Here is a 23,173-nt window from a genome sequence, read left to right as displayed (position 1 = left end):
CGGCTGTACTCGTACGGCCGCCTGGAAGCGCCGGGATCAGACGATGCCGGTGGCGTAGAAGGTCCCGATCACCACGAACACCGCGAGGGTCTTGATCAGGGTGATGGCGAAGATGTCCTTGTAGGCCTCGCGGTGGGTCAGCCCGGTGACCGCGAGCAGGGTGATGACCGCGCCGTTGTGCGGCAGGGTGTCCATGCCGCCGGAGGCCATGGCGGCGACCCGGTGCAACACCTCCAGCGGGATGTTGGCGGCGTGGGCGGCTGCGATGAACTGCTCGGACATGGCCGCCAGGGCGATGCTCATGCCTCCCGACGCCGAGCCCGTAATGCCGGCCAGGCTGGTGACGGTGATGGCCTCGTTGACCAGTGGATCGGGGATCTTCTTCAGCGCATCGGCCAGCACCAGGAAGCCCGGCAAAGAGGCGATCACTGCGCCGAAGCCGTATTCCGACGCGGTGTTCATGGCCGCCAGCAGCGCGCCGGAAACGGCGGTCTTGCTGCCTTCGGCGATCTTGCTGCGAATGACCCGGAAGCTGCTCACCAGCACCAGCAGGATGCCCAGCAGCAGCGCCGCCTGCACCGCCCAGATGCCGGTCAGCTTGGCCACGTCGCTGGCCACCGGCGCGGCCATGCCGGCCAGCTGCAGGCTGTGGGTCTTGCCGTAGACCTGGGGAATCCAGTGGGTGAACAGCAGGTTGGCCACGCCCACCAGCACCAGCGGCGACAGCGCCAGCAGCGGGTTGGGCAGCCTGATGTCGTCGGCGGTCTCCGGCTCGTTGCGCAGCTCGCTGCCGTAGCCTTCGCCAGCGGCGCGCGCCTTGCCGGCCTGGCGGCGCAGGAACAGCATGCCGACGGTGAACACGAACAGGCTGCCGATAAGTCCCAGCCAGGGCGCGGCCCAGCCGGTGGTGTTGAAGAAGGCGGTGGGGATGATGTTCTGGATCTGCGGGGTGCCGGGCAGGGCGTCCATGGTGAAGCTGAACGCGCCCAGGGCGATGGTCGCCGGGATCAGCCGCTTGGGGATATTGCTCTGGCGGAACATCTCGGCGGCGAAGGGGTAGACCGCGAACACCACCACGAACAGCGACACGCCGCCGTAGGTGAGCAGGGCGCAGACCAGCACGATCACCAGCATCGCCTGGCTCGTGCCCAGCAGGCGGATGGCGGCGGCGACGATGGAGCGCGAGAAGCCCGACAGCTCGATCAGCTTGCCGAACACGGCGCCGAGCAGGAACACCGGGAAGTAGAGTTTGACGAAGCCGACCATCTTTTCCATGAATACGCCGGTGAAGGCCGGCGCCACGGCGGACGGGTCGGTCAGCAGCACCGCCAGCAGCGCCGCGATGGGGGCAAAGAGGATCACGCTGTAGCCGCGGTAGGCCGCGAGCATCAGCAGGGCAAGGGCAGCGAGGGCAATGACCACGCTCATGGGCGAATCTCCAGGTTGCGCGCGGCGGATGGCCGCGCGCTGTTTTTATTTGAGTGATGCTTGTTGTAGTGGCTGTCGATGACGAATGAAGCGCTTACCAGAGCGGCAGCACGTAGCTGAGGATCAGGCGATTCTCGTCCAGGTCATTTCCGAAATGACTTGAGCGCACGGTTGCGTTGCGCCATTTCACCCCGACGTTCTTCAACGGCCCGCTCTGCACCACGTAGCCGATGTCGGTGTCGCGTTCCCATTCCTCGCCTTCGGGTCTATTCGCGCCCAGGTCGATGTTGTCGCCGGACAGGTAGCGCGTCATGAAGGTCAGGCCGGGGATGCCGAGGGCTGCGAAATCGTAGTCGTAGCGCGCCTGCCAGGACTTCTCGTCGCGGTTGGCGAAGTCGCCGATCTGCACGAAGTTGACCAGGAAGGCGTCGGTGCCGCCGATGTAGGCAAAGCCGGTGTCGCCGCTCATGGACTGGTAACCGGCACCGAAGCCGTGGCCGCCGAGGGTGTAGGTGAGCATGGCGCCGAAGGCGCGGTTATCGACGTTGCTATGGCCGTCGTCGTCGGAGCGGGCGTAGCGCAGGTCGGTCTTCAGCGCTTGGCCGGCGGCGATGGGCAGCACGTGCACCAGGTTGACGATGTGCTGGTCGTAGAGGCCGTCGAGCTTGGCGTAGCTGTAGCCGGTGGTCAGTTGCGGCGTCCACTTGTAGCTCAGGCCGGCGAAGTCGAACTGGTCGCTGGTGTCGGTGGAGACGATGCCGCGGGCATTGCCTTTGGTGACGCTCATGTCCTCGCGGTTGGACGAGTCGCGCTGGCTCACCTGGCGCAGGCGGCCGCCATCGAAGGTCAGGCCGGCGAACTCGGTGGAATTCAGGTGCACGCCGTCGAAGGTCTGCGGCAGCAGGCGCGAATCGTTGGCCAGCACGGTGGGCAGCTTGGGCAGCAGGGTGCCGATCTTCAGCACGCTTTTCGAGGCGCGCAGCTTGGCGGTCAGGCCCAGTTCGCTGTAGTCGTCGGGGGCTCCGTTGACCTTTTCCTTGTCGCGCGGCAGCAGGCCGGAGCCGGCGCGGTCAGGGCTGGAGTCCAGCTTCACGCCGAGTAGACCCAGGGCATCGACGCCAACGCCGATGGTGCCTTCGGTGTAGCCGGATTCGTAGCGCAGCAGGAAGCCCTGGGCCCATTCGTCCTGCTTGGACTGCGGAGCGTTGTCCTGGCGGAAATCGCGGTTGAAGTAGAAGTTGCGCAGCTCGACGCTGGCCTTGCTGCCTGCTAGGAACTCGGCGAAGGCATGAGGCGAAAGAGCGAGGGTGGAACCCAGCGTGGCGAAAATGACGGCACGGCTCATCGGTGATCTCCTGGCGCGGCGCCGTGTGCGAAGCGGGACCAGCCGTGGTGTCCGCTTGGATGGGTTCGCGTTCGGGCAGCGTTGATTGTTGTTATGTCGGCTGTGCGGCCGGGGCCGCGACAGACGCTATAGCCAGGACTGTGCCAAGAATGTAACTAATTGATTTACAAGTCTTATTTTGAGATTTGCGGGAAGTGGTGCGGGCGCTGTTTCTCTATTTGGAGACTTTGGCGGTGGCCAATGGTGGCTACTGGCCGATTTCGTGACCTGTGGGGTTGTCTCTATTATGAGATTTGTCTCTATTTCAGGACGAGAGGCCCAGGGACGCCATCTTCTTGTACAGCGTCGAGCGCCCCAGGCCCAGGCGCTGCGCGGCCGCGTCGACGTTGCCGGCGTGCTCGGCCAGGGTGTTGGCGATCAGCTCGCGCTCGAAGGTGTCCCGCGCGGCGTAGAAGTCCTGTCCTTCGGCCAGCTTGGCTGGTGGCGCTGTCGAGGTGGCCGGCAGCGGTTGTAGCTCGCCCAGCGCCAAACGCAGGGCGGCGGCGTCGATCTGCGGGCGGTCGCCCAGCAGCACGGTGCGCTCCAGCAGGTTGCGCAGCTCACGCACGTTGCCCGGCCAGGCGTGCCGGGCCAGCAGGGCGAGGCCGCTGGCGTCCAGCTCAAAGAGCGCCTGGCGGTCGTGGCGCAGGTCGTCGAGAATGGCTTCGCACAGCGCCGGCAAATCCTCCAGGCGTTCGCGCAGCGGCGGAATCTCGATGGGCAGGACGTTGATGCGGTAGAACAGGTCGGCGCGGAAACGTCCCTCGCGCACGGCGGCGTCGAGGTCGATGGAGGTGGCAGCGATCAGGCGGATGTCGCTGCGCAGCACTTCGTTGGAGCCTACGGGCTCGAACTCCTTTTCCTGCAGCACGCGCAGCAGCTTGCTCTGCAAGGTCAGCGGCATGTCGCCGATCTCGTCGAGGAACAGCGTGCCGCCCTGGGCGATCTGCAGCTTCCCGGCGCGGCCCTTGCGGTCAGCGCCGGTGAAGGCACCCGGCGCGGTGCCGAAGAATTCGGCTTCCAGCAGGGTTTCGGGAATCGCCGCGGCGTTGATGCTGACGAAGGGCTTGTCGGCGCGCGGCGAGGAGGCGTGGATGGCGTGGGCCAACAGTTCCTTGCCGGTGCCGGTTTCGCCCAGCAGCAGGATCGGCGCTTCGCTGGCGGCGCCACGGCGGGCGCGGCGCTTCACTTCCAGGCTGGCCGGGCTGGTGCCGATGAAGTGGCCGAAGCTGTACTTGGCCTGGCGTGCCTGCAGCAGTGAGCGGGTGGAGGCCAGCTCGGCCTGCATGCGCTGGTAGCGGGTGAGCAGCGGCGAGAGCGCGCGCAGTTCGTCGAACAGGGCGAAGCCGATGCCGCCGATGACCGCGCCGGCGTCGTCGCGGATCGGTACGCGCATCACCACCAGCGGGTCCTTGGCCATGTCGAGGATGTCCAGCAGCATCGGCCGGCCGCTGCTGACCACTTCGCGCATCAGGCTGCCGGGAATCACCTGCTCCACCGGGCGGCCGATGGCCTGCTCGGCGCCGTCCAGGCCGAAGCGCTGGGCGTAGCGTTGGTTTATCCAGACAATGCGCGCCTCGCGGTCGACGATCAGCGTGCCTTCGCTGAACTGCTCGAAGATCTCGAACAGCGAGCGGATCGCCTGTTGGCGGACGCTGGGGTAGTCCTTGAGGCTGTCGGTGTCGGTCATGGGCGGGCCGTGCGCGAGGAGGGCAGAGGGCGCACTGTACCGGGATGTTGCGGATGGGTCAGCAGCGGGTCATGGGGGATTGCTTTTCGTAGGAGCGAGCTTGCTCGCGAACCGGGCCCGCAACGGGTTTTGTTCGCGAGCAAGCTCGCTCCTACAGGTTGTGATCGGCGCGCGCCATCAGCGTTTGGACAACTGCGCCTTGGCCACCCGCGAGCCGTTGGGCTTGTCGAGCACGGCGCAGATGCGCGCGCCGGCGTCGATCAGCTTGTCCAGGTCGATGCCGGTGTGGATGCCCAGGCCATTGAGCAGGTAGAGCACGTCCTCGGTGGCGACGTTGCCGGTGGCGCCCTTGGCGTAGGGGCAGCCGCCGAGGCCGGCGACCGAGCTGTCGAACACCGCGATGCCTTCCAGGAGGCTTGCATAGATGTTCGCGGTGGCCTGGCCATAGGTGTCATGGAAATGTCCGGCCAGTTGCGCGCGCGGCACGCGCTGGCCGACGACTTCGAACATGTGCCGGGTGGCGCCGGCGGTGCCGACGCCGATGGTGTCGCCCAGGGAGACTTCGTAGCAGCCCATGGCGTGCAGTTCCGCGGCGACGGCGGCGACCTGTGCCGCGTCCACCTCACCCTGGTAGGGGCAGCCGAGCACGCAGGAGACGTAGCCGCGCACACGCACACCGTGATGGCGCGCCGCTTCCATCACCGGGACGAAGCGCTCCAGGCTCTCCTTGATCGAGCAGTTGATGTTCTTCTGCGAGAAGGCTTCGGAGGCGGCGGCGAACACCGCGACTTCCTTGACCTGGGATTCCAGCGCGGCCTCGAAGCCCATCAGGTTCGGCGCCAGCGCGGCGTAGGTGACGCCGGCTTTCTGCTGGATACCGGCGAAGACTTCGGCTGAGCCGGCCATCTGCGGCACCCACTTGGGCGAGACGAAGCTGCCGACTTCGATGTAGGTCAGGCCGGCGGCGGTGAGGTCGTCCACCAGGCGTACCTTGTCGGCGACGGCGATGGGCTGTTTCTCGTTCTGCAGGCCGTCGCGCGGGCCGACTTCGACCAGGCGGACGGATTGGGGCAGGGTCATGGATTGTCCTCGTTGGGTTCGGGCGAAAGGCGGCTTTGGCTCTTCGTAGGAGCGAGCTTGCTCGCGAACGCATGGCACCCTGAATTACCGGAGTGCTGCGGGTTCGCGAGCAAGCTCGCTCCTGCAAGGGCGGCATCGGCGTCAGGCCGACGCTTCTTCCAGCTCCACCAGTGCCGTACCTTCCGACACCAGCTCGCCTTCGCTGCAATACAGCGATTTCACCACGCCGGCGTGCGGCGCGCGAATGCTGTGTTCCATCTTCATGGCTTCGAGCACCACCAGGGCGGCGCCGGCTTCGACGCTCTGGCCGGGTTCGACCAGGATGCGCACGATGCTGCCGTTCATCGGCGCGCCCAGGCCGCCGTGGTGGGCGTGGGCGGCTTCGGCCTCGGCAATCGGGTCGAAGCGCTGCACGCTGACCAGTTCGCCGTTCCATTCCAGGTAGAGGCTGTCGCCCCGGCGGATCACCTGATGCCGGCGGCGGATCTCGCCGTCCTTCACGTCCAGCCACTGGCCGTCGAGCCTGGCGATGCGCTGGCCGTCGGCATGGCGCAGGCGCACCACGTGGGATTCGCCCTTGGCCAGCAAGTGCAGGTCAGTTTCCCCCGGCAGGCCACTGCGCCAGCCGCTCTGGGCGGACCAGGGCGAATGGGCGTCGTCGCCGCGCACGCGGGCGGCTTCGCTCTGCACCCAGGCTTCTGCAGCGAGCTGCCAGAAACGCTCGGGCAGCGCGGCAGGGGCGGGCAGCAGGGTGTCCTGGTAGCGGCCGATGAAGCCGGTATCCAGCTCGCCTTCGGCGAAGGCTGGATGGGCCAGCACGCGGCGCAGGAACGCGAGGTTGGTCTTGAAGCCGCCGACGGCGGTTTCCGCCAGCATCGACAGCAGGCGCTGGCGGGCTTCCTCGCGGTTCTCGCCCCAGGCGATCAGCTTGGCCAGCATCGGGTCGTAGAACGGCGAGATGTCGTCACCTTCGCGGATGCCGCTGTCCGTCCGGCGGCCAGGGCCGGCGGCGGGTTCGCGGTACAGCGCGAGGTGGCCGCTGGCGGGCAGGAAACCGCCTTCGGGGTCTTCGGCGTAGAGGCGTACTTCGATGGCGTGGCCGTTCAGCGGCACCTGTTCCTGGCTGATCGGCAGCGGCTCGCCACGGGCGACGCGGATCTGCCAGGCCACAAGGTCGAGGCCGGTGATGGCTTCGGTGACCGGGTGTTCCACCTGCAGGCGGGTGTTCATCTCCATGAAGAAGAACTGGCCGCTGCCTTCGTCGTAGAGGAACTCCACGGTGCCGGCGCCGACGTAGCCGATGGCCTGGGCGGCGCGCACGGCGGCTTCGCCCATGCCCTGGCGCAGTTCGACGGAGAGGCCCGGCGCCGGTGCTTCCTCCACCACTTTCTGGTGGCGGCGCTGGATCGAGCAGTCGCGTTCGTTGAGGTACAGGCAGTTGCCGTGCTTGTCGGCGAACACCTGGATTTCCACGTGGCGCGGCTTGGTCAGGTATTTTTCCACCAGCATGCGCGAGTCGCCGAAACCGGACTGCGCTTCACGCTGGGCGGATTCCAGCGCTTCGGCCAGTTCGGCCTCGCGCTCGACCACCTTCATGCCCTTGCCGCCACCGCCGGCGGCGGCCTTGAGCAGCACCGGGTAGCCGATGCGCTGTGCCTCGCGCTGGAAGGTGGCGTAGTCCTGGGCTTCGCCGTGGTAGCCGGGCACCAGGGGCACGCCAGCGGTTTCCATCAGCGCCTTGGCGGCGGACTTGCTGCCCATGGCGTCGATGGCGCTGGCCGGCGGGCCGAGGAATACCAGCCCGGCCTCTTCGCAGGCGCGGGCGAAGCCGGCGTTCTCCGAGAGGAAGCCATAGCCGGGGTGGATGGCCTGGGCGCCGGCGGCTTTGGCGGCGGCCAGCACGGCGTCGGCGCGCAGGTAGCTTTCAGCGGGCTTGGCGCCGCCCAGGTCGATGGCGATGTCCGCCTCTTCGACATGGCGGGCGTTGCGGTCGGTGGCGCTGTGCACGGCCACGGTGGTGAGGCCCAGGGCCTTGGCGGTGCGCATCACGCGGCAGGCGATTTCGCCGCGGTTGGCCACCAGCAGGGTATCGATCTTGCTCATCAGACTTGCTCCTGCCAGGCCGGTTTGCGTTTTTCCAGGAAGGCGCGCAGGCCTTCCTGCCCCTCGGGGCTGATGCGGATGCGGGCAATCGCCGCTTCGGTGTAGCGGCGCAGTTCGGGGGCGAGTTCGCCGGCGCCGATTTCGTGGAACAGCGCCTTGCAGGCCACCAGCGCCGCCGGACTGTTGTTCAGCAGGTTGGCGATCCAGGCGTCGGCCTTCTCGCCCAGCTCGGCGGCCGGGAAGTGCTCGTCCACCAGCCCCAGCTCACGGGCGCGCACGCCGCTGAAGCGTTCGGCGGTCATGGCGTAGCGGGTGGCGGCGCGCTGGCCGATGGCCTTGGTGACGAACGGGCCGATGGTGGCCGGGATCAGGCCGATGCGCACTTCGGACAGGCAGAACTGCGCGTCCTCGGCAGCCAGCGCCATGTCGCAGCAGGCCACCAGTCCGACGCCGCCGCCAAAGGCCGCGCCCTGCACGATGGCCAGGGTCGGCTTCTTCAGCTGGTGCAGGTTGTAGAGCAGTTCGGCGAGCTGCTGGGCGTCGTTCAGGTTGCCCTGGTAGTCCAGCTGCACGGATTCCTGCATCCAGGAAAGGTCCGCGCCGCCGCAGAAGTGCTTGCCGCGCCCGCGCAGCACCAGCAGGCGCACGCGGTCGTCGCCAGCGACGATGTCGAGCGCGTGGATCAGCTCGGCAATGGTCTGGGCGTTGAAGGCATTGTTCTTGTCCGGGCGGTTCAACCAGAGGTTGGCGACGCCGCGCGGGTCGATGTCGAGCTGGATGTTCTGGAAGTCGGTCATGGCGGCGGCCTTACATGCGGAAGACGCCGAAGCGGGTCGCTTCGATGGGCGCGTTGAGCGAGGCGGAGAGGGCCAGGCCGAGCACGTCGCGGGTCTGGGCCGGGTCGATCACGCCGTCGTCCCACAGGCGCGCGCTGGAATAGTAGGGGTGACCCTGGCGCTCGTACTGTTCGAGGATCGGCGCCTTGATCTTCGCCTCGTCTTCGGCGGACAGCGCGTGGCCGGCACGTTCGGCCTGCTCGCGCTTGACCTGGGCGAGAACGCCGGCGGCCTGTTCGCCGCCCATCACGCCGATCCGCGCGTTGGGCCACATCCACAGGAAGCGCGGGTCGTAGGCGCGGCCGCACATGCCGTAGTTACCGGCGCCGAAACTGCCGCCGATGATCACGGTGAACTTCGGCACCTGGGCGCAGGCGACAGCCGTCACCAGCTTGGCGCCGTGCTTGGCGATGCCGCCGGCCTCGTACTTCTGACCGACCATGAAGCCGGTGATGTTCTGCAGGAACACCAGCGGGATGCCACGCTGGCAGGCCAGTTCGATGAAGTGCGCGCCTTTCTGCGCGGCTTCGGCGAAGAGGATGCCGTTGTTGGCGAGGATCGCCACCGGGTAGCCGTGCAGGTGGGCGAAGCCGCACACCAGGGTGGTGCCGAACAGCGCCTTGAACTCGTCGAATTCGCTGCCGTCCACCAGGCGCGCGATGATCTCGCGCACGTCGAAGGGCTGCTTGCTGTCCACCGGGATCACCCCGTACAGCTCGTCGCTGGCGTACAGCGGCGCGCGCGGGGCGAGGGTGTTGAGCTTGCCCTGCTTGGTCCAGTTGAGGTTGGCGATGCAGCGGCGGGCGATGGCCAGGGCGTGCTCGTCGTCCTCGGCGTAGTGGTCGGCAACGCCGGATGTCTTGCAGTGCACGTCGGCGCCGCCCAGGTCCTCGGCGCTCACCACTTCGCCGGTGGCGGCCTTCACCAGCGGCGGGCCGGCGAGGAAGATGGTGGCCTGGTTGCGCACCATGATGGTCTCGTCGCTCATCGCCGGCACGTAGGCGCCGCCGGCGGTGCAGGAGCCCATCACCACGGCGATCTGCGGGATGCCCTGGGCGCTCATGTTGGCCTGGTTGAAGAAGATGCGGCCGAAGTGCTCGCGGTCGGGGAACACCTCGTCCTGGCGCGGCAGGTTGGCGCCGCCCGAGTCCACCAGGTAGATGCACGGCAGGCGGTTCTGCTGGGCGATGGTCTGGGCGCGGATGTGTTTCTTCACGGTCAGCGGGTAGTAGCTGCCGCCTTTCACCGTGGCGTCGTTGCCGACGATCATGCATTCCACGCCTTCCACGCGTCCGATGCCGGCGACCACGCCAGCGGCGGCGACGTCTTCACCGTACACGCCATGGGCGGCCAGGGCGGAGACTTCGAGGAAGGGGGAGCCTGCGTCGAGCAGGCGGTTGATGCGCTCGCGCACCAAAAGCTTGCCGCGTGCGGTGTGCTTGGCCTGGGCGGCGGCGCCGCCGCCTTCGTGGACGCGGCCGAGCAGGGCGCGCAGGTCCTGGACGTTCTCCAGCATGGTCGCGGCGTTGGCGGCGAAGTCAGGAGAACGCGGGTTGATCTGGGTATGCAGGATGGCCATGGGTGGCTCCATCAGGTTGAGCTGGGCGCGGGGGCTTTCCCCTCACCCCGACCCTCTCCCGGAGGGAGAGGGGGCGCAATCGGAACGCTGGTGTTTCAGCCGGCACCGCCCGGTTCCCTCTCCCCCTGGGAGAGGGCTAGGGTGAGGGTGCCCTCAGGCCGCTCAGCGGGTCTCGTTGAACAGCTCGCGGCCGATCAGCATGCGGCGGATTTCGCTGGTGCCGGCGCCGATCTCGTAGAGCTTGGCGTCGCGCAGCAGGCGGCCGGTGGGGAACTCGTTGATGTAGCCGTTGCCGCCGAGGATCTGGATGGCGTCCAGGGCCATTTGCGTGGCACGTTCGGCGGTGTAGAGGATCACCCCGGCGGCGTCCTTGCGGGTGGTCTCGCCACGGTCGCAGGCCTGGGCCACGGCATAGAGGTAGGCGCGGCTGGCGTTGAGCTGGGTGTACATGTCGGCCACCTTGCCCTGGATCAGCTGGAACTCGCCGATGCTCTGGCCGAACTGCTTGCGGTCGTGGATGTAGGGGACGATCACGTCCATGCACGCCTGCATGATGCCGATCGGGCCGCCGGCAAGGACCACGCGCTCGTAGTCCAGGCCGCTCATCAGCACCTTCACGCCGCCGTTGACCGCGCCCAGCACGTTCTCTTCCGGTACTTCCACGTCATCGAAGAACAGCTCGCAGGTGTTGGAACCGCGCATGCCCAGCTTGTCGAACTTGCTGCCACGGCTGAAGCCCTTCCAGTCGCGCTCGACGATGAACGCGGTGATGCCGTGGGCGCCTTTTTCCGGCTCGGTCTTGGCGTAGATCACGTAGGTGTTGGCGTCCGGGCCGTTGGTGATCCAGGTCTTGCTGCCGTTGAGGACGAAGCGGTCGCCGCGCTTCTCGGCGCGCAGCTTCATCGAGACCACGTCGGAGCCGGCGTTGGGCTCGCTCATGGCCAGGGCGCCGATGTGCTCGCCGCTGATCAGCTTGGGCAGGTACTTGGCTTTCTGCTCGGCATTGCCGTTGCGCTTGATCTGGTTGACGCACAGGTTGGAGTGCGCGCCGTAGGACAGGCCGACCGAGGCCGAGCCACGGCTGATTTCCTCGATGGCGATGACGTGGGCCAGGTAACCCATGTTGGCGCCGCCGTATTCCTCCGCGACGGTGATGCCGAGCAGGCCCATGTCACCGAACTTCTTCCACATGTCCATGGGGAACAGGTTGTCGGCGTCGATCTGCGCGGCGCGCGGGGCGAGTTCGCTGGCGACGAAGCCCTGCACCTGCTCGCGCAGCATGTCGATGGTTTCGCCGAGGCCGAAGTTGAGGGAGGGGTAGCTCATGGGGTCACCTGTTGTACTTGTAATCGGATGAGGGAGAGCGGGCAGGGCGGCGAGATCAGCTCGTGACGCGCTGCTTGCGGGGTTTGTCGGTCTCGGCCATGGCCGCCAGGCAGCGTTCCTCGGCCGTGTCCAGTTCCAGTTTCATCTGCTCGATGTCGAGCAACTGCTGTTCCAGCTGCGCGCGGCGCGCGGTGATCTTGCCGAGGAAGGTTTCCAGCTGTTTGGTGTTGCCACTGCTGGGGTCGTAGAGGTCGATCAGCTCCTTGCACTCGGCCAGCGAGAAGCCGATGCGCTTGCCGCGCAGGATCAGCTTCAGGGCCACCAGGTCCTTCGGGCTGTAGATGCGCTCCTGGCCACGGCGCTCGGGGCTGAGCATGCCCTGTTCCTCGTAGAAGCGGATGGCGCGGGTGGTGACGTCCAGTTCGCGGGCCAGCTCGGAGATGGTGTAGGTCGTGGGCATGGGAATCTTCTTGCTCGGTCGTTTACCTTTACGTTAACGTAAACCTGCCTCGAGTCACTGTCAACACACCTCGAAGGCGGCGTAGGAAGGGTAGATGGCGCAGGAACTGCCTCGCGCTCGCATCTAACCTTTCCGACCGGGGGCTTCCCCTTTACTGACGCCGTCTGCGGGTGTACACAGCCCTGACCAGCCTGCGAGTTCCGCGCCCCGACATCTCTGAAAAGGGGGCACGGAACCAACCGGAGCGATGCATGACCACAAGAACAATAAGCAGCGACCTGCTGCGCGAAGCCCACCTGGCCCGTGAACGCCTGCAACAGGAGGGCGAAGTGCCCAGCGGCGTGTTGCGCGAGGAAATCGACGCCTCCTGGCGGCGTAGCGTGGACCACGGCCTGGACTGTGCCAGCGGCACTGAGCAGGGCCTCGACACGCGCATCAAGCCGGACGTACTGCTGGCCGGTAACCGCCTGCTGCTCGACGCCGCCACCCCTGAACTCGACTATCTGCAGCAGCGCCAGGGCCACGACGGCGTGATCATCCTGGCCAATGCCGATGCCACCATTCTTTCCGTCGAAGGCGCCCGCGATCACATGCAGAGCAAGGGCCTGGCCGACATCGTCCAGGGCGCCTGCTGGAGCGAAGCCGCCCGTGGCACCAACGCCCTCGGCACCGCCCTGGTGGAAAAGCGCGCCACCCAGATCGACTGCGGCGAACACTTCCTCGACCGCCTGAGCCGTTTTTCCTGCACCTCGGTGCCCATCGAAGGGCCGCAGGGCAACTTCCTCGGCGTGCTCGACATGACCCGCGAAGGCCCGCTCTCCGGCCCGCGGGAAAGTCTCTCGCTGCTCAGCCTCGCGGTGTTCCAGATCGAGGCGCGGCTGTTCGCCGTCAGCCATCCGGGGCAGGTAGTGATCGCCTTCCATTACCGCCGCCAGTACCTGGATTCCGCCTGGCAGGGCCTGCTGGCGCTGAGCCTGGACGGCAAGGTGCTGGCCGTCAGCGGCCAGGCCTGCCAACTGCTCGGCGCCAATCGCGAAAGCCTGGTCGGCCGGCGCAGCGAAGACTTCCTCGGCCTGCGCGGCGACCAGCTGCTCGGCCGGCTCTACCAGGGCGGCGTGGGCAGCCTGCAGACGCCCAAGGGCGAGCTGTTCTACAAGACCCTCCAGGCGCCGCTGCGCAGCCACGGGGTGCCGGTCAGCGCCCGCGCACCGCGCCCGGCCACTGGCCCCGACCTCGAAGCCCTGGCCGGCAACCACCCGCGCTACGCCCGCGCCCTGCGCATGGCGCGCCAGGGGCTGGTGAACGAACTGCCGGTGCTGCTGCTGGGCGAAACCGGCAGCGGCAAGGAAGTGGTGGCCCGCGCCCTGCACCAGGCCAGCGCGCGCAGCGACAAACCCTTCGTCGCGGTGAACTGCGCGGCGATTCCCGAAGGGCTGATCGAGTCCGAACTGTTCGGCTACCGCGACGGCGCCTTCACCGGCTCGCGGCGCGGCGGCATGGTCGGCCGCCTGCAACAGGCCCACGGCGGCACACTGTTCCTCGATGAAATCGGCGACATGCCGCTGGCCCTGCAAGCGCGCCTGCTGCGCGTGCTGCAGGAGCGCAAGGTGGCGCCGCTGGGCGCCGGCGAGGAGCAGGACATCGACGTCGCGCTGATCTGCGCCACCCACCGCGACCTCAAGCGCCTGGTGGAGGAGAAGCAGTTCCGCGAGGACCTCTACTACCGCGTCAACGGCATCAGCGTGAAGCTGCCGGCGCTGCGCGAGCGCGACGACCTCGCCGTGCTGGCCGCCGGGCTGCTGGCCCGCCTCGGCGCGCCGAAGGTGAAGCTCTCCGCCGAACTGCTCGGCCTGCTGCGCGAGTACCACTGGCCGGGCAACATCCGCCAGCTGGAGATGGTCCTGCGCACCGCGCTGGCCATGCGCGAGGAGGGCGAAGACGTGCTCGGGCTCGATCATCTGCCTGACAGCACCCTGGACGAACTCAGCGCCGGCGAACGCCCGCAGAGCGGCAGCATCCGCGAGAACGAGCTGGAACTGATCCGCCAGTCGCTGGAGCGCCACCAGGGCAACGTCTCCGCCGCCGCCGACGCGCTGGGCATCAGCCGCGCCACGCTGTACCGCAAGCTCAAACAACTCAAGGTGGGCTGATGTTCTTCACCCGCCTGATCGAGAGCGACGACCCGCAGGCGCTCAAGGCGTCGCTGCGCTGGCTGTACGGTTTCGTGCGCCCGCACAAGCTGGCCATCGCCGGCCTGCTCGGGTTGTCCTTCTGTGCCTCGCTGCTGGTGCTGGCGCAGCCCTGGCTGACCAAGACACTGATCGACGACGGCCTGCTGGCGAAAAACTTCCCGGTCCTGGTGATGGTGGCTGGGGCGATGATCGTCGTCGGCCTGGTCGGCACGGCGCTGTCCGGCCTCAACCGCTTCCTGCACACGCGGCTGTCCGGGCGCATCCTGTTCTCCCTGCGCGATGCGCTTTACCGCCACCTGCAGACGTTGTCGCCGAGTTTCTTCGGCCGCCGCCGCATCGGTGATTTGATGTCCCGGCTGGACGGCGACGTCGCCGAGATTCAGCGCTTCGCCGTGGACTCGCTGTTCTCCGCCGTCTCCAGCGTGATCGGCCTGGTTGGCGCGCTGGTGCTGCTGCTTACCCTGTCGTGGAAACTCTCGCTGCTGGTGGCGCTGCTGATCCCGCTGGACGTGCTCTGGCTGCGCTGGATGCGGCGCAAGGTGGAGCGCGAGGCGCGCGGCCTGCGCGAGCGCTCTGCGGACCTTTCGTCCTTCTTCGTCGAGACGCTGCCGGCGATGAAGTTCATCCAGTCCGCTGGCCAGCAGAACCGCGAAGCCGGGCGCCTGGAAGGGCTGGGGCAGGGCTACCTCGGCCAGTTGCTGCGCCTGCAGCTCACCGAATTCTTCACCCAGGCGGTGCCCGGCACGCTGATGTCGCTGTCCCGCGCCTGCGCCTTCCTGGTCGGCGGTTACTGGGTGGTGCAGGGGACCTGGCAGTTGGGTTCGCTGATCGCGTTTTCCACCTATCTCGGCATGGCCATCGGGCCGGTGCAGAGCCTGCTGGGCCTGTACGTTGCGCTGCAACGGATGACCGTCAGCCTCGGTCGGGTGATGGAGCTGCGCGGCGAGGAAGCCACCATTGTTTCACCCGCTGCGCCACGCCCGGTGCCGTCGATTGGCGAGCTGCGCCTGGAGAACCTGCACTTCGCCTGGCCGGGCCGTGCGCAGCCGGTTCTGCAGGATGTGCAGGCGGTGATTCCCGCTGGCCTCAAGGTCGCGCTCAGTGGCCCGTCCGGCGTCGGCAAGAGCACGCTGATCGACCTGCTGCAACGCTTCTACGACCCCGACCAGGGCCGCATCCTTCTGGACGGAATCGACCTGCGCGAGCTGGACCTGCATGCCCTGCGCCGGCGCGTCGCGGTGGTCAGCCAGGACATCGTGCTGTTCCGTGGCAGCCTGGCCGACAACCTGGCCTACAGCGCCCCCGAGTCCAGCCGCGACGCCATCGAGAAAGCCGCCCGCGCGGCACAGCTCGACAGTCTGGTCGCCAGCCTGCCCGAGGGTTTCGACAGCCCGCTGGGCGAACGGGGTCAGCAACTGTCCGGCGGGCAGAAGCAACGCATCGCCATCGCCCGCGCGCTGTTGCAGGACCCGTTGATCCTGGTGCTCGACGAAGCCACCTCGCAGGTGGACGAAAGCACCGAGCGGGAGGTGATCGCCGCCATCGACCAGCTGTTTGCCGGCCGCACGCGGCTGCTGATCAGCCACCGTACTTCGACGCTGGCCGCCGCCGATCTGCACCTGGAATTGCAGGATGGGCAGATGCGCGTGCGCGAGGCTCAGCCGGTGCAGCGTCATGAAGCCTGAGGTGCGCATTGGCGTGGTCGACAGTGGGCATGCCCATGAACAGGCGCGTTTCGTCGCCGGCGGGCGACGCTTCTGTCTGTCCGATGATGGATTGGACGAACTGCCACTGACGCATGACCTCCTCGGCCATGGCAGCGCCGTCTGCGGAGCGATACTTTCCCGGGCACCCGAGGTGCGCCTGTGCGTCGCCCAGGTCTTCGATCAACGCGGCGTGACCAGCCCGTTGCAGATCGCCGCCGCGTTGCGCTGGCTGGGCGAGCAGGGTGTGCGAGTGATCAACCTGAGCCTCGGCGTGCGGCAGGATCGGCCGATCCTGCACGATGCCGTGGCAGACCTGGTGGCGGCGGGCGTGCTGGTCTGCGCGTCAAGCCCGGCACAGGGGGAACCGGTGTTTCCGGCGAGCTACCCGGGGGTGATCCGGGTGACGGGCGACGCGCGTTGCCGCGAGCGGGAATGGTCCTGGCTGGACAGTTCGCAGGCGGATTTCGGCGCGGCGGTGAACATTGCCGGGCGCTCGGGCGCGAGCCTGGGATGTGCGGCGTTCAGCGGGCACCTGGCGTCGATGCTGACTGAGCAACCGGAGCTGTCGAACGTGGAGCTGATTGAGCAGATGCGCGAGAGGGCTCCTTATCACGGTATCGAGCGGAAGGTGGGGTTATGAGTAAAGGTCGAGCTCCTTACCCTCACCCCAGCCCTCGGCTTTGGCATCCTGCGTCGCCCTACCTCCTGCATCCATGCAGTCGTCTCCCGGAGGGAGAGGGGGCCGTCCTCTGCCGACGTCCAGTTTTGAAACTCTCCGGTAACTATCGGCGGGCTCGAAAATCCCCAAGCACGCCGAACTGTCTCCTCTCCCCCTGGGAGAGGGTCAGGGTGAGGGCCACCGAAGCATGACCGCAGCCCCCATCCTGATCCTCGGCGCCGGTCCAGCGGGAGCCGCCGTCGCTCTCGGCCTGAGCCGCCTCGGCCATCCCGTCACCGTCATCAGCGAATGGCGCCGCTTCGCCGCCGTCGAGGGTGTCTCCCAGCGCGTGCTCGAGGGCTTGCGCAGTGCCGGGCTGAACCACGCCTTGAACTGCGCCGCGCCACCGTCGCAGCGCCGCGTGCACTGGAACGGCGCGGAAAGCGCCCAGAACATCGAATGTATTCTCGACCGTCCGCGTTTCGACGCCGGGCTGCGCGAGGACCTGAAAGCGGCGGGCGTCGAGTTGATCGAAGCCCAGGTGCTGGCCGTGGATGCCGAAGGCCCCGGCTGGCGCGTGAAACTCGAAGGCGGCCGGGAAGTGCGGGGCGCCTTCCTCGTCGAAGCCCGAGGCCGCCAGGCGCCGTTGAACCAGAAGGGGATGAAGGCCCGGCGCGGCCCGGAAACCCTGAGCCTGCTCAACCGCTGGCAGGGCGAACCCGGCCCACTGGCCAGCGCGGTGGAAAGCCTGCCGGACGGCTGGGCCTGGATGGCGCGGCTGGCCGATGGGCGCTGCTATTGGCAACTGACCCTGGATGTTGTCAGCAGCCAGTTGCCGCCGCGTGATCAACTGCTCGACTACTGCCGCGAGCGCCGTGCTGCGTCGAAACGGGTACGGGAATTCTTCGGCACCGTCGAGGAGCGCGAACTGGACCTGCATGCCCGCAGCAGCACGGCGATCCTCTGCCTGGAGGCCTGCGGCGACAACTGGATTCGCGTGGGCGATGCGGCGATGGCGGTGGACCCGCTGTCCGGCAATGGCATCTTCCAGTCGCTGTCCTCGGCGTTGCAGGCGCCGGTGGTGATCAACACCCTGCTGCGTGCACCGGAGCATGCGGAACTGGCCAGGCGTTTCCACCAGCAGCGGGTCGAGCAGCTGTTCCTGCGCTTCGCCCGTGTCGGGCGGGACTTCTACGCCAGCGAAGAACAGTGGGGCGACCAGCCCTTCTGGCAGGCCCGCCGCGCCTGGCCGGATGAGCAGCCGAGCCATCTGCCGGCGGATTTCGCCAGCCTGCGCATCGAGCGCGCGCCGGTGCTGCGCGGGGATTTCGTCGATGAGGCCGAAGTGGTGGTCAGTGCCGATCAGCCGCTGGGCATCTGGCACCTCGACGGGCTGGAGCTGGCGCCCTGGCTGCGGCGTATTCGCGAGGAGCCGGAAGCCCAGGTACTGGGCGACCTGCCGCCGGAGCGGCGCCGGGTGTTCCAGGGGTGGTTGCTGGCGCAGGGGTATCGCCCAGGCTCGTAAACCGACGCAGGAGTCTGGTGCCGTCGGAACCGAAGGGACATGCTTAAACCACATCACCCATCGCCGAGCGATGATGCTCGATCGATCCACGGAGAAAACCCATGGTCTTCCTGCGACACAGTTTTGCGCTGTTGCTGACCCTGCTGACGTTGACCGATGCGTCGATTGCCGCTACCGCTCCCTCCGCGGCTGACAGCGCCAGTGCGGAGCAGTTTCTGCGCCAGGTCTACGCCAGCTACGCCAACGATGGGCCCGGTGTGCCGAACGACAAGCTGCAGGAGTCGGATGTCTATGACGCCTCCCTGATCGCCCTCATGGAGGCGGATCAGGACGCCGCCGATGGCGAGGTCGGCTTCCTTGATGGCGACCCCTTGTGCGATTGCCAGGACTGGGGCGATATCAAGATTCAGTCGCTGGCCTTTACCTCCGTGGAGGGTGACCGGCTGAAGGCCAGTCTGGTGCTCAAGGACGTGGCAACGGGGGAGGGACGCAAGCTCGGCCTGCTGCTGCACCGTACCGCCCAGGGCTGGCGGGTCGAGGATTGCATCAGCGGCCAGGGCAGTCTTGCCGAGAACTTGAAGCTCAATACCCGCAAATTGTTGCAGGAGAAGAAGGACGCGGCGCCGACCTGATCGGCGCGCCATTGAAGTAGGAGCGGACTCTGTCCGCGATGGGCTGTGTGCCGTGATTGATCGCGGACGGAGTCCGCTCCTACGAGAGCTGTCACGGCGCGAATCAGTCGTCCTTGCCCAGGCTCGCCGCCGTCTGCCCGAACAGGATCTTCCTGCCTTCCTCGGTCACCGCGGGCCGCGACTGGAAGGGCTTGCCCTGTTCGTAGGCGCGCAGGGTGGCGGGGCGGGCGGCGATGGTTTCGAACCAGTGCTTGAGGTGCGGGAAGTCGTCGAGGTTCTGCTGCTGGCGCTGCCACGGCACCACCCACGGATAGCTGGCCATGTCGGCGATGCTGTAATGCTCGCCACCGAGGAACGGCACCTTCTTCAGCCGCCGGTCCAGCACGCCGTACAGGCGGTTGGTCTCGTTGACGTAGCGCTGCATGGCATAGGGCAGCTTCTCCGGCGCGTACTGCACGAAGTGGTGGTTCTGCCCGGCCATCGGGCCGAGGCCGCCGACCTGCCAGAACAGCCATTCCAGCACTGTCTTGCGCCCGCGTACGTCGGCCGGCAGGAACTGTCCGGTCTTCTCCGCGAGGTAGACGAGGATGGCGCCGGACTCGAACACCGTGATCGGCTCGCCGCCGTCGGCGGGCGCGGTATCGATGATCGCCGGCATGCGGTTGTTCGGCGAGAAGGCGAGGAAGTCGGGCTTGAACTGGTCGCCGGCGCTGATATCGACCGGGTGGATGCGGTAGTCGAGGCCGGTTTCTTCCAGGAACAGGGTGATCTTGTGGCCGTTGGGAGTGGGCCAGTAGTACAGCTCGATCATGGAACCTCCTTGGGTGGAACGCCCCGACAGGGTGTCGGGGCGTACAACGCCCGCGCCGAGGAGAACGGCGTAGGGCGAGGCGTGAGGATAAGCCTTACTTGCGGTCGATCCAAACGGTCTGCGGGTTGAGGAACTCGCGCAGGCCGAAGTGCGACAGCTCGCGACCGAAGCCGCTCTTCTTCACGCCGCCGATCGGTACGCGGGGATCGGAAGCCGAGAAGCCGTTGATGAACACGCCACCGCTGACCAGGCGACGGGCCATCTGCTGGGCGCGGGTCTTGTCGGCGGTCCAGATGGCGCCGGAGAGACCGAACTCGCTGTCGTTGGCCAGTTCCAGGGCGTGCTCGGCGTCGCGGGCGACGATCAGCGAAGCCACGGGGCCGAAGATTTCCTTCTTGAACGCGGTGTTGCCCGGCTTCACGTCGGCCAGCACGGTCGGCGCATAGTAGTTGCCTTCGCCTTCGAGCTTGTGGCCGCCCAGCAGCAGGGTGGCGCCGTCGGCGATGGCCTGTTGCACCTGGCCGTCCAGTTCCTCGCGCAGGTCGAAGCGGGCCATGGGACCGACGAAGGTGTCGTCCGCCAGCGGGTCGCCGATCTTCAGGGCCTTGACCGCGGCCAGCAGCTTCTCGGTGAAGGCCGGAGCGATGGATTCTTCGAGGATCATGCGCTTGGCGGCGATGCACACCTGGCCGCAGTTGCCGAAGCGGCTGGCGACGGCGGCTTTGACGGCGGCGTCGAGGTCGGCGTCGGCGAGCACGATGAAGGCGTCGGAACCGCCCAGCTCCAGCACGCACTTCTTCAGCGCGGCACCGGCCTGGGAGGCGATGGCGGCGCCTGCGCCGACGCTGCCGGTCACGGCAATGGAGGCGATGCGGTCATCGGCGATGGCCTTGGAGACCAGCGGCGGCTCGACGTTCAGCACTTCGAACACGCCTTCCGGCAGGCCGGCCTGCAGCCAGGCGTCGCGCAGCTGGTAGGCGCAGCCCATGACGTTCGGCGCGTGCTTGAGCACGTAGGTGTTGCCGCCCAGGATGATGCTCACCGCGCCACGCATGACCTGCCAGGTGGGGAAGTTCCACGGCATCACGGCCAGCACCGGGCCCAGCGGCAGGTAGGAGATGTAGGCGCCTTCGATCGGGGTCTTCTCGTCTTCGAGCATGGCCGGGCCGTGTTCGGCGTACCAGTCGCAGAGGTTGGCGCACTTGTTGATCTCGCCACGGGCCTGGGTGATCGGCATGCCCATTTCCTGGGCTTCCATGCGGGCCATCGGCTCGACGTTGGCGCGCAGCACCTCGGCCATCTTGCGCAGCAAGGCGACGCGCTCGGCGATGCTGGTCTCGCGCCACTGGCGGAACGCGGCATCGGTACGGGCCAGCGAGGCTTCCAGCTGGGCGGCGTCTTCGAAGGTGTAGCGGGCCAGTTCCTGGCCGGTGGCGGGGCTGCGGGAGATGGCAGCGGGGATGGCGGCGATCTGGTTCATGGTGAGTCCTGCTTGTTCTGTGAGGCCGCAAGGCCGGTCGTTCGTCCGGGCGCACTGGCTCCGGGATGGAGCAGAAATTAAGATGCGGATTCATTCATGTAAAATGAATAATCAAGAAAGACTCTTTCTCTCGGAGAGAATCATGGACCTCACCCAGCTGGAAATCGTCCGCGCCGTCGCCCAGGAAGGCAGCATCACCGCCGCCGCGGCCCGTCTACATCGCGTGCCCTCGAACCTGACCACGCGGATCAAGCAGCTGGAAGCGGAGCTGGGCGCCGAGCTGTTCATCCGCGAGAAGTTGCGCCTGCGCCTGTCGCCCACCGGGCGCAGCTTCCTGGATTACGTCGAACGCATCCTCGATCTGGTGGAGGAGGCCAGGCAGGTGGCGGTGGGCGCCGAGCCACACGGCAGCTTCTCCCTGGGCTCCATGGAAAGCACCGCCGCCGTGCGCATCCCCGAGATGCTCGCGCGCTACCACCAGCATTGCCCGAAGGTGCAACTGGACCTGTCCACCGGCCCCTCGGGGGAGATGATCGACGGTGTGCTCTCCGGCCGTTTCATCGCCGCTTTCGCCGACGGCCCGGCCAACCACCCGCAACTGGATGGCCAGCCGGCGTTCCACGAGGAGCTGGTGCTGATGAGCGCCAAGTCGCACCCGCCAGTGCGCGACGCGCGGGACGTGGCGGGGGAGACGGTGTTCGCCTTCCGCGTCACCTGCTCCTACCGCAAGCGCCTGGAGGCCTGGTTCGCCGAGCACCGCGTGGTGCCGGGCAAGATCGTCGAGATGGAGTCCTACCACGGCATGCTCGCCTGCATCGCGGCGGGGGGCGGGGTGGCGATCATCCCCAGGGCAATGTTCGACAGCCTCGCCGGCGGTCGCAACGTGGCGATCCATCGCCTGGCGCCGCAGCATGCCGACGCCACCACCTGGCTGTTCTGGCGGCGCGGCACCGATACGCCGGCCCTGCGCGCTTTTATCGGACTACTGGACGAGGCGTCGCCCGAGGCTGAAGTGGCCTGAGGACGGGGCCTTGCGGGCGCTGTTTCAGCGCCGCTACGTATCATCGCGGAGACAGTCGCGAAATACTCGCAATTGCCTCTTGCAGAGCCATTACACTGCGCTAACGTGTCTTTCTCTGTCCGTCGTGCGAAGGCGGCAAACGCTGTTCGCGGCAGGGCGCTTTCCTCCCGTTGGGCCACTGCCCGGAGCGCATGATGGAGATACGCAGCAAGAGCCGCCGCGCCAATTCAATCCAGATCGCTGCCATGGGCGCGGGGTTGGTCTGCCTTGCGCTCCTGCTCGCCTGTCTGCTGGTCAGCCTGTGGCCGCAGTTCTACCCGAAATTCCCGCCGCCGGGCGCGGTCGGCGATCCGGGCGTGCAGTGCCTGGCCGGCTGGTGTCCGGGGCCGGACGCGCGGCTGCTGGCTATGGTCATGGTCGCCGGCGGGCTGGGCAGCATCCTGCACCTCGCCAAGTCCTTCGGCGACTTCGTCGGCAACGAACGCTTCATGGTCAGCTGGATCTGGTGGTACGTGCTCAAGCCCTTCATCGGCATGATCCTCGCGGTGGTCCTCTACCTGTTCATCCGCGGTGTCTTTCTCACCAGCAGCGCCAACGGTGAGCTGAGCAGCGTCAACCTGCATGTGCTGATCGGTATCGCCTGTCTGGCCGGCATGGTCTCCAAGCAGGCCACCGACAAGCTCGCGGAGCTTTTCGACGCCCTGTTCCGAACCCGCCAGGTGGCGGGCGACGCCCGGCGCAAGGACGAACTGGAAAACCCCGTCGCCTGCATCGCCGATGCGCAACCGCCGACCGCCGCCGCTCACTCCACCTACATCTGCCTGCGCGGGGCGGGCTTCGCCCGTGGCGCACAGGTGCAGGTAAACGGCGAGAGCCGCGAGACGACCCTTTCCGACAGCACCCGCCTGGCCTTCCAGCTATTGCCCGACGATGTGCGCGAGGCCGGGACACTGGCCGTGGTGGTGGTCAATCCGCCGCCTGGCGGCGGGCCTTCGGCGCCGCTGATGCTGGCCGTCGACGAGCCCGTGGCGGTGGTCAGCGTCGCGCCCCTGGTGGTCCTGAGGGCGCCGCCCGTCGAAGAGGACATGGTGGCTTACGATCATCGGTAGCACGAACGGCACGGCATCCCCGGACCTGTAGGAGCGAGCTTGCTCGCGAACCGCCCAGCGCCAAAGCCGCGAGTGAATCCGTTCGCGAGCAAGCTCGCCCCTACAAGGATCAACGAGCGGACATGAAAAAAGCCCCGCGGATGCGGGGCTTTT

General features: G+C 67.3%; 17 protein-coding genes and 1 pseudogene. 7 read left to right on the top strand and 11 right to left on the bottom strand.

Annotated features, from left to right (window positions below):
* Positions 1-36 precede the first annotated feature (36 nt).
* The 9 genes and pseudogenes from ACNFBT_RS26005 to ACNFBT_RS25965 all read right to left on the bottom strand — a co-directional run bounded on the left by ACNFBT_RS26005 (position 37) and on the right by ACNFBT_RS25965 (position 11,886).
* The gene (locus ACNFBT_RS26005) at positions 37-1,428 is read right to left on the bottom strand and encodes a GntP family permease (protein WP_416753610.1); all 1,392 of its coding nucleotides are present in this window, start codon (positions 1,426-1,428) and stop codon (positions 37-39) included.
* A 94-nt stretch (positions 1,429-1,522) separates the two neighbouring features.
* Positions 1,523-2,773, bottom strand: coding sequence for an OprD family porin (locus ACNFBT_RS26000; RefSeq protein WP_416753609.1), 1,251 nt, complete (start codon positions 2,771-2,773; stop codon positions 1,523-1,525).
* 273 nt (positions 2,774-3,046) lie between these two features.
* Positions 3,047-4,502: pseudogene (locus ACNFBT_RS25995) on the bottom strand (sigma-54 interaction domain-containing protein); the annotation flags it as partial.
* A 177-nt stretch (positions 4,503-4,679) separates the two neighbouring features.
* On the bottom strand, positions 4,680-5,582 hold the full coding sequence (locus ACNFBT_RS25990; RefSeq protein WP_416753607.1) for a hydroxymethylglutaryl-CoA lyase: 903 nt from the start codon (positions 5,580-5,582) through the stop codon (positions 4,680-4,682).
* Positions 5,583-5,723: 141 nt separating this feature from the next.
* Positions 5,724-7,685: an acetyl/propionyl/methylcrotonyl-CoA carboxylase subunit alpha gene (locus tag ACNFBT_RS25985; protein WP_416753606.1), complete on the bottom strand. Its 1,962-nt coding sequence runs from the start codon at positions 7,683-7,685 to the stop codon at positions 5,724-5,726.
* The gene (locus tag ACNFBT_RS25980; protein WP_416753604.1) at positions 7,685-8,482 is read right to left on the bottom strand and encodes a gamma-carboxygeranoyl-CoA hydratase; all 798 of its coding nucleotides are present in this window, start codon (positions 8,480-8,482) and stop codon (positions 7,685-7,687) included. Before ACNFBT_RS25980 ends, ACNFBT_RS25985 begins: the two co-directional genes overlap by 1 nt.
* A 10-nt stretch (positions 8,483-8,492) precedes the next feature.
* A complete protein-coding gene (locus ACNFBT_RS25975) occupies positions 8,493-10,100 on the bottom strand; it encodes a carboxyl transferase domain-containing protein (protein ID WP_416753603.1) in 1,608 nt (535 codons plus the stop codon).
* Between the two features lie 162 nt (positions 10,101-10,262).
* The gene (locus tag ACNFBT_RS25970) at positions 10,263-11,426 is read right to left on the bottom strand and encodes an isovaleryl-CoA dehydrogenase (protein WP_024765596.1); all 1,164 of its coding nucleotides are present in this window, start codon (positions 11,424-11,426) and stop codon (positions 10,263-10,265) included.
* Between the two features lie 55 nt (positions 11,427-11,481).
* Positions 11,482-11,886: a MerR family transcriptional regulator gene (locus ACNFBT_RS25965; protein WP_416753602.1), complete on the bottom strand. Its 405-nt coding sequence runs from the start codon at positions 11,884-11,886 to the stop codon at positions 11,482-11,484.
* A 251-nt stretch (positions 11,887-12,137) separates the two neighbouring features.
* Here ACNFBT_RS25965 and ACNFBT_RS25960 point away from each other — a divergent pair, with 251 nt between their 5' ends.
* The 5 genes from ACNFBT_RS25960 (at position 12,138) to ACNFBT_RS25940 (ending at position 18,599) form a co-directional block, all read left to right on the top strand.
* A complete protein-coding gene (locus ACNFBT_RS25960) occupies positions 12,138-14,036 on the top strand; it encodes a sigma-54-dependent Fis family transcriptional regulator (protein ID WP_416753601.1) in 1,899 nt (632 codons plus the stop codon).
* A complete protein-coding gene (locus ACNFBT_RS25955; RefSeq protein WP_416753600.1) occupies positions 14,036-15,763 on the top strand; it encodes an ABC transporter ATP-binding protein in 1,728 nt (575 codons plus the stop codon). Before ACNFBT_RS25960 ends, ACNFBT_RS25955 begins: the two co-directional genes overlap by 1 nt.
* The gene (locus tag ACNFBT_RS25950; RefSeq protein WP_416753599.1) at positions 15,753-16,424 is read left to right on the top strand and encodes a S8 family peptidase; all 672 of its coding nucleotides are present in this window, start codon (positions 15,753-15,755) and stop codon (positions 16,422-16,424) included. The genes ACNFBT_RS25955 and ACNFBT_RS25950 overlap by 11 nt, the downstream gene beginning before the upstream one ends.
* A gap of 226 nt (positions 16,425-16,650) precedes the next feature.
* Positions 16,651-17,967, top strand: a complete 1,317-nt coding sequence (locus ACNFBT_RS25945) for an NAD(P)/FAD-dependent oxidoreductase (protein ID WP_416753598.1) — start codon at positions 16,651-16,653, stop codon at positions 17,965-17,967.
* A gap of 101 nt (positions 17,968-18,068) precedes the next feature.
* The gene (locus ACNFBT_RS25940; protein WP_416753597.1) at positions 18,069-18,599 is read left to right on the top strand and encodes a DUF3828 domain-containing protein; all 531 of its coding nucleotides are present in this window, start codon (positions 18,069-18,071) and stop codon (positions 18,597-18,599) included.
* 103 nt (positions 18,600-18,702) lie between these two features.
* Here the strand turns inward: ACNFBT_RS25940 and ACNFBT_RS25935 are convergent, their stop codons facing one another.
* Positions 18,703-19,410: a glutathione binding-like protein gene (locus tag ACNFBT_RS25935; protein WP_416753596.1), complete on the bottom strand. Its 708-nt coding sequence runs from the start codon at positions 19,408-19,410 to the stop codon at positions 18,703-18,705.
* A gap of 94 nt (positions 19,411-19,504) precedes the next feature.
* Positions 19,505-20,890: an NAD-dependent succinate-semialdehyde dehydrogenase gene (locus tag ACNFBT_RS25930; RefSeq protein ID WP_416753595.1), complete on the bottom strand. Its 1,386-nt coding sequence runs from the start codon at positions 20,888-20,890 to the stop codon at positions 19,505-19,507.
* A gap of 142 nt (positions 20,891-21,032) precedes the next feature.
* Between ACNFBT_RS25930 and ptrR the strand changes: the two genes are divergently transcribed.
* Positions 21,033-21,911 (top strand): putrescine utilization regulator PtrR, encoded by an 879-nt coding sequence (ptrR, locus tag ACNFBT_RS25925; RefSeq protein ID WP_416753594.1) that lies wholly within the window; start codon positions 21,033-21,035, stop codon positions 21,909-21,911.
* Between the two features lie 194 nt (positions 21,912-22,105).
* Entirely contained in the window at positions 22,106-23,020 is a 915-nt protein-coding gene (locus ACNFBT_RS25920) for a hypothetical protein (protein ID WP_416753593.1), read from the top strand.
* The last annotated feature ends 153 nt before the right edge of the window (positions 23,021-23,173 follow it).

It is taken from the genome of Pseudomonas sp. NY15181 (assembly GCF_048068055.1).
In the GTDB taxonomy this organism is placed as follows: domain Bacteria; phylum Pseudomonadota; class Gammaproteobacteria; order Pseudomonadales; family Pseudomonadaceae; genus Pseudomonas.
The sequence above is the reverse complement of the archived record's forward strand: the minus strand, read 5'-3'. Positions and strand labels throughout refer to the sequence as shown.

What these genes read in the sequence shown, in the direction of transcription:
- ACNFBT_RS26005 (WP_416753610.1), bottom strand. Translation starts at nt 1,428, where the DNA reads ATGAGCGTGGTCATTGCCCTCGCTGCCCTTGCCCTGCTGATGCTCGCG.
- ACNFBT_RS26000 (WP_416753609.1), bottom strand. Translation starts at nt 2,773, where the DNA reads ATGAGCCGTGCCGTCATTTTCGCCACGCTGGGTTCCACCCTCGCTCTT.
- ACNFBT_RS25990 (WP_416753607.1), bottom strand. Translation starts at nt 5,582, where the DNA reads ATGACCCTGCCCCAATCCGTCCGCCTGGTCGAAGTCGGCCCGCGCGAC.
- ACNFBT_RS25985 (WP_416753606.1), bottom strand. Translation starts at nt 7,685, where the DNA reads ATGAGCAAGATCGATACCCTGCTGGTGGCCAACCGCGGCGAAATCGCC.
- ACNFBT_RS25980 (WP_416753604.1), bottom strand. Translation starts at nt 8,482, where the DNA reads ATGACCGACTTCCAGAACATCCAGCTCGACATCGACCCGCGCGGCGTC.
- ACNFBT_RS25975 (WP_416753603.1), bottom strand. Translation starts at nt 10,100, where the DNA reads ATGGCCATCCTGCATACCCAGATCAACCCGCGTTCTCCTGACTTCGCC.
- ACNFBT_RS25970 (WP_024765596.1), bottom strand. Translation starts at nt 11,426, where the DNA reads ATGAGCTACCCCTCCCTCAACTTCGGCCTCGGCGAAACCATCGACATG.
- ACNFBT_RS25965 (WP_416753602.1), bottom strand. Translation starts at nt 11,886, where the DNA reads ATGCCCACGACCTACACCATCTCCGAGCTGGCCCGCGAACTGGACGTC.
- ACNFBT_RS25960 (WP_416753601.1), top strand. Translation starts at nt 12,138, where the DNA reads ATGACCACAAGAACAATAAGCAGCGACCTGCTGCGCGAAGCCCACCTG.
- ACNFBT_RS25955 (WP_416753600.1), top strand. Translation starts at nt 14,036, where the DNA reads ATGTTCTTCACCCGCCTGATCGAGAGCGACGACCCGCAGGCGCTCAAG.
- ACNFBT_RS25950 (WP_416753599.1), top strand. Translation starts at nt 15,753, where the DNA reads ATGAAGCCTGAGGTGCGCATTGGCGTGGTCGACAGTGGGCATGCCCAT.
- ACNFBT_RS25945 (WP_416753598.1), top strand. Translation starts at nt 16,651, where the DNA reads ATGACCGCAGCCCCCATCCTGATCCTCGGCGCCGGTCCAGCGGGAGCC.
- ACNFBT_RS25940 (WP_416753597.1), top strand. Translation starts at nt 18,069, where the DNA reads ATGGTCTTCCTGCGACACAGTTTTGCGCTGTTGCTGACCCTGCTGACG.
- ACNFBT_RS25935 (WP_416753596.1), bottom strand. Translation starts at nt 19,410, where the DNA reads ATGATCGAGCTGTACTACTGGCCCACTCCCAACGGCCACAAGATCACC.
- ACNFBT_RS25930 (WP_416753595.1), bottom strand. Translation starts at nt 20,890, where the DNA reads ATGAACCAGATCGCCGCCATCCCCGCTGCCATCTCCCGCAGCCCCGCC.
- ptrR (WP_416753594.1), top strand. Translation starts at nt 21,033, where the DNA reads ATGGACCTCACCCAGCTGGAAATCGTCCGCGCCGTCGCCCAGGAAGGC.
- ACNFBT_RS25920 (WP_416753593.1), top strand. Translation starts at nt 22,106, where the DNA reads ATGGAGATACGCAGCAAGAGCCGCCGCGCCAATTCAATCCAGATCGCT.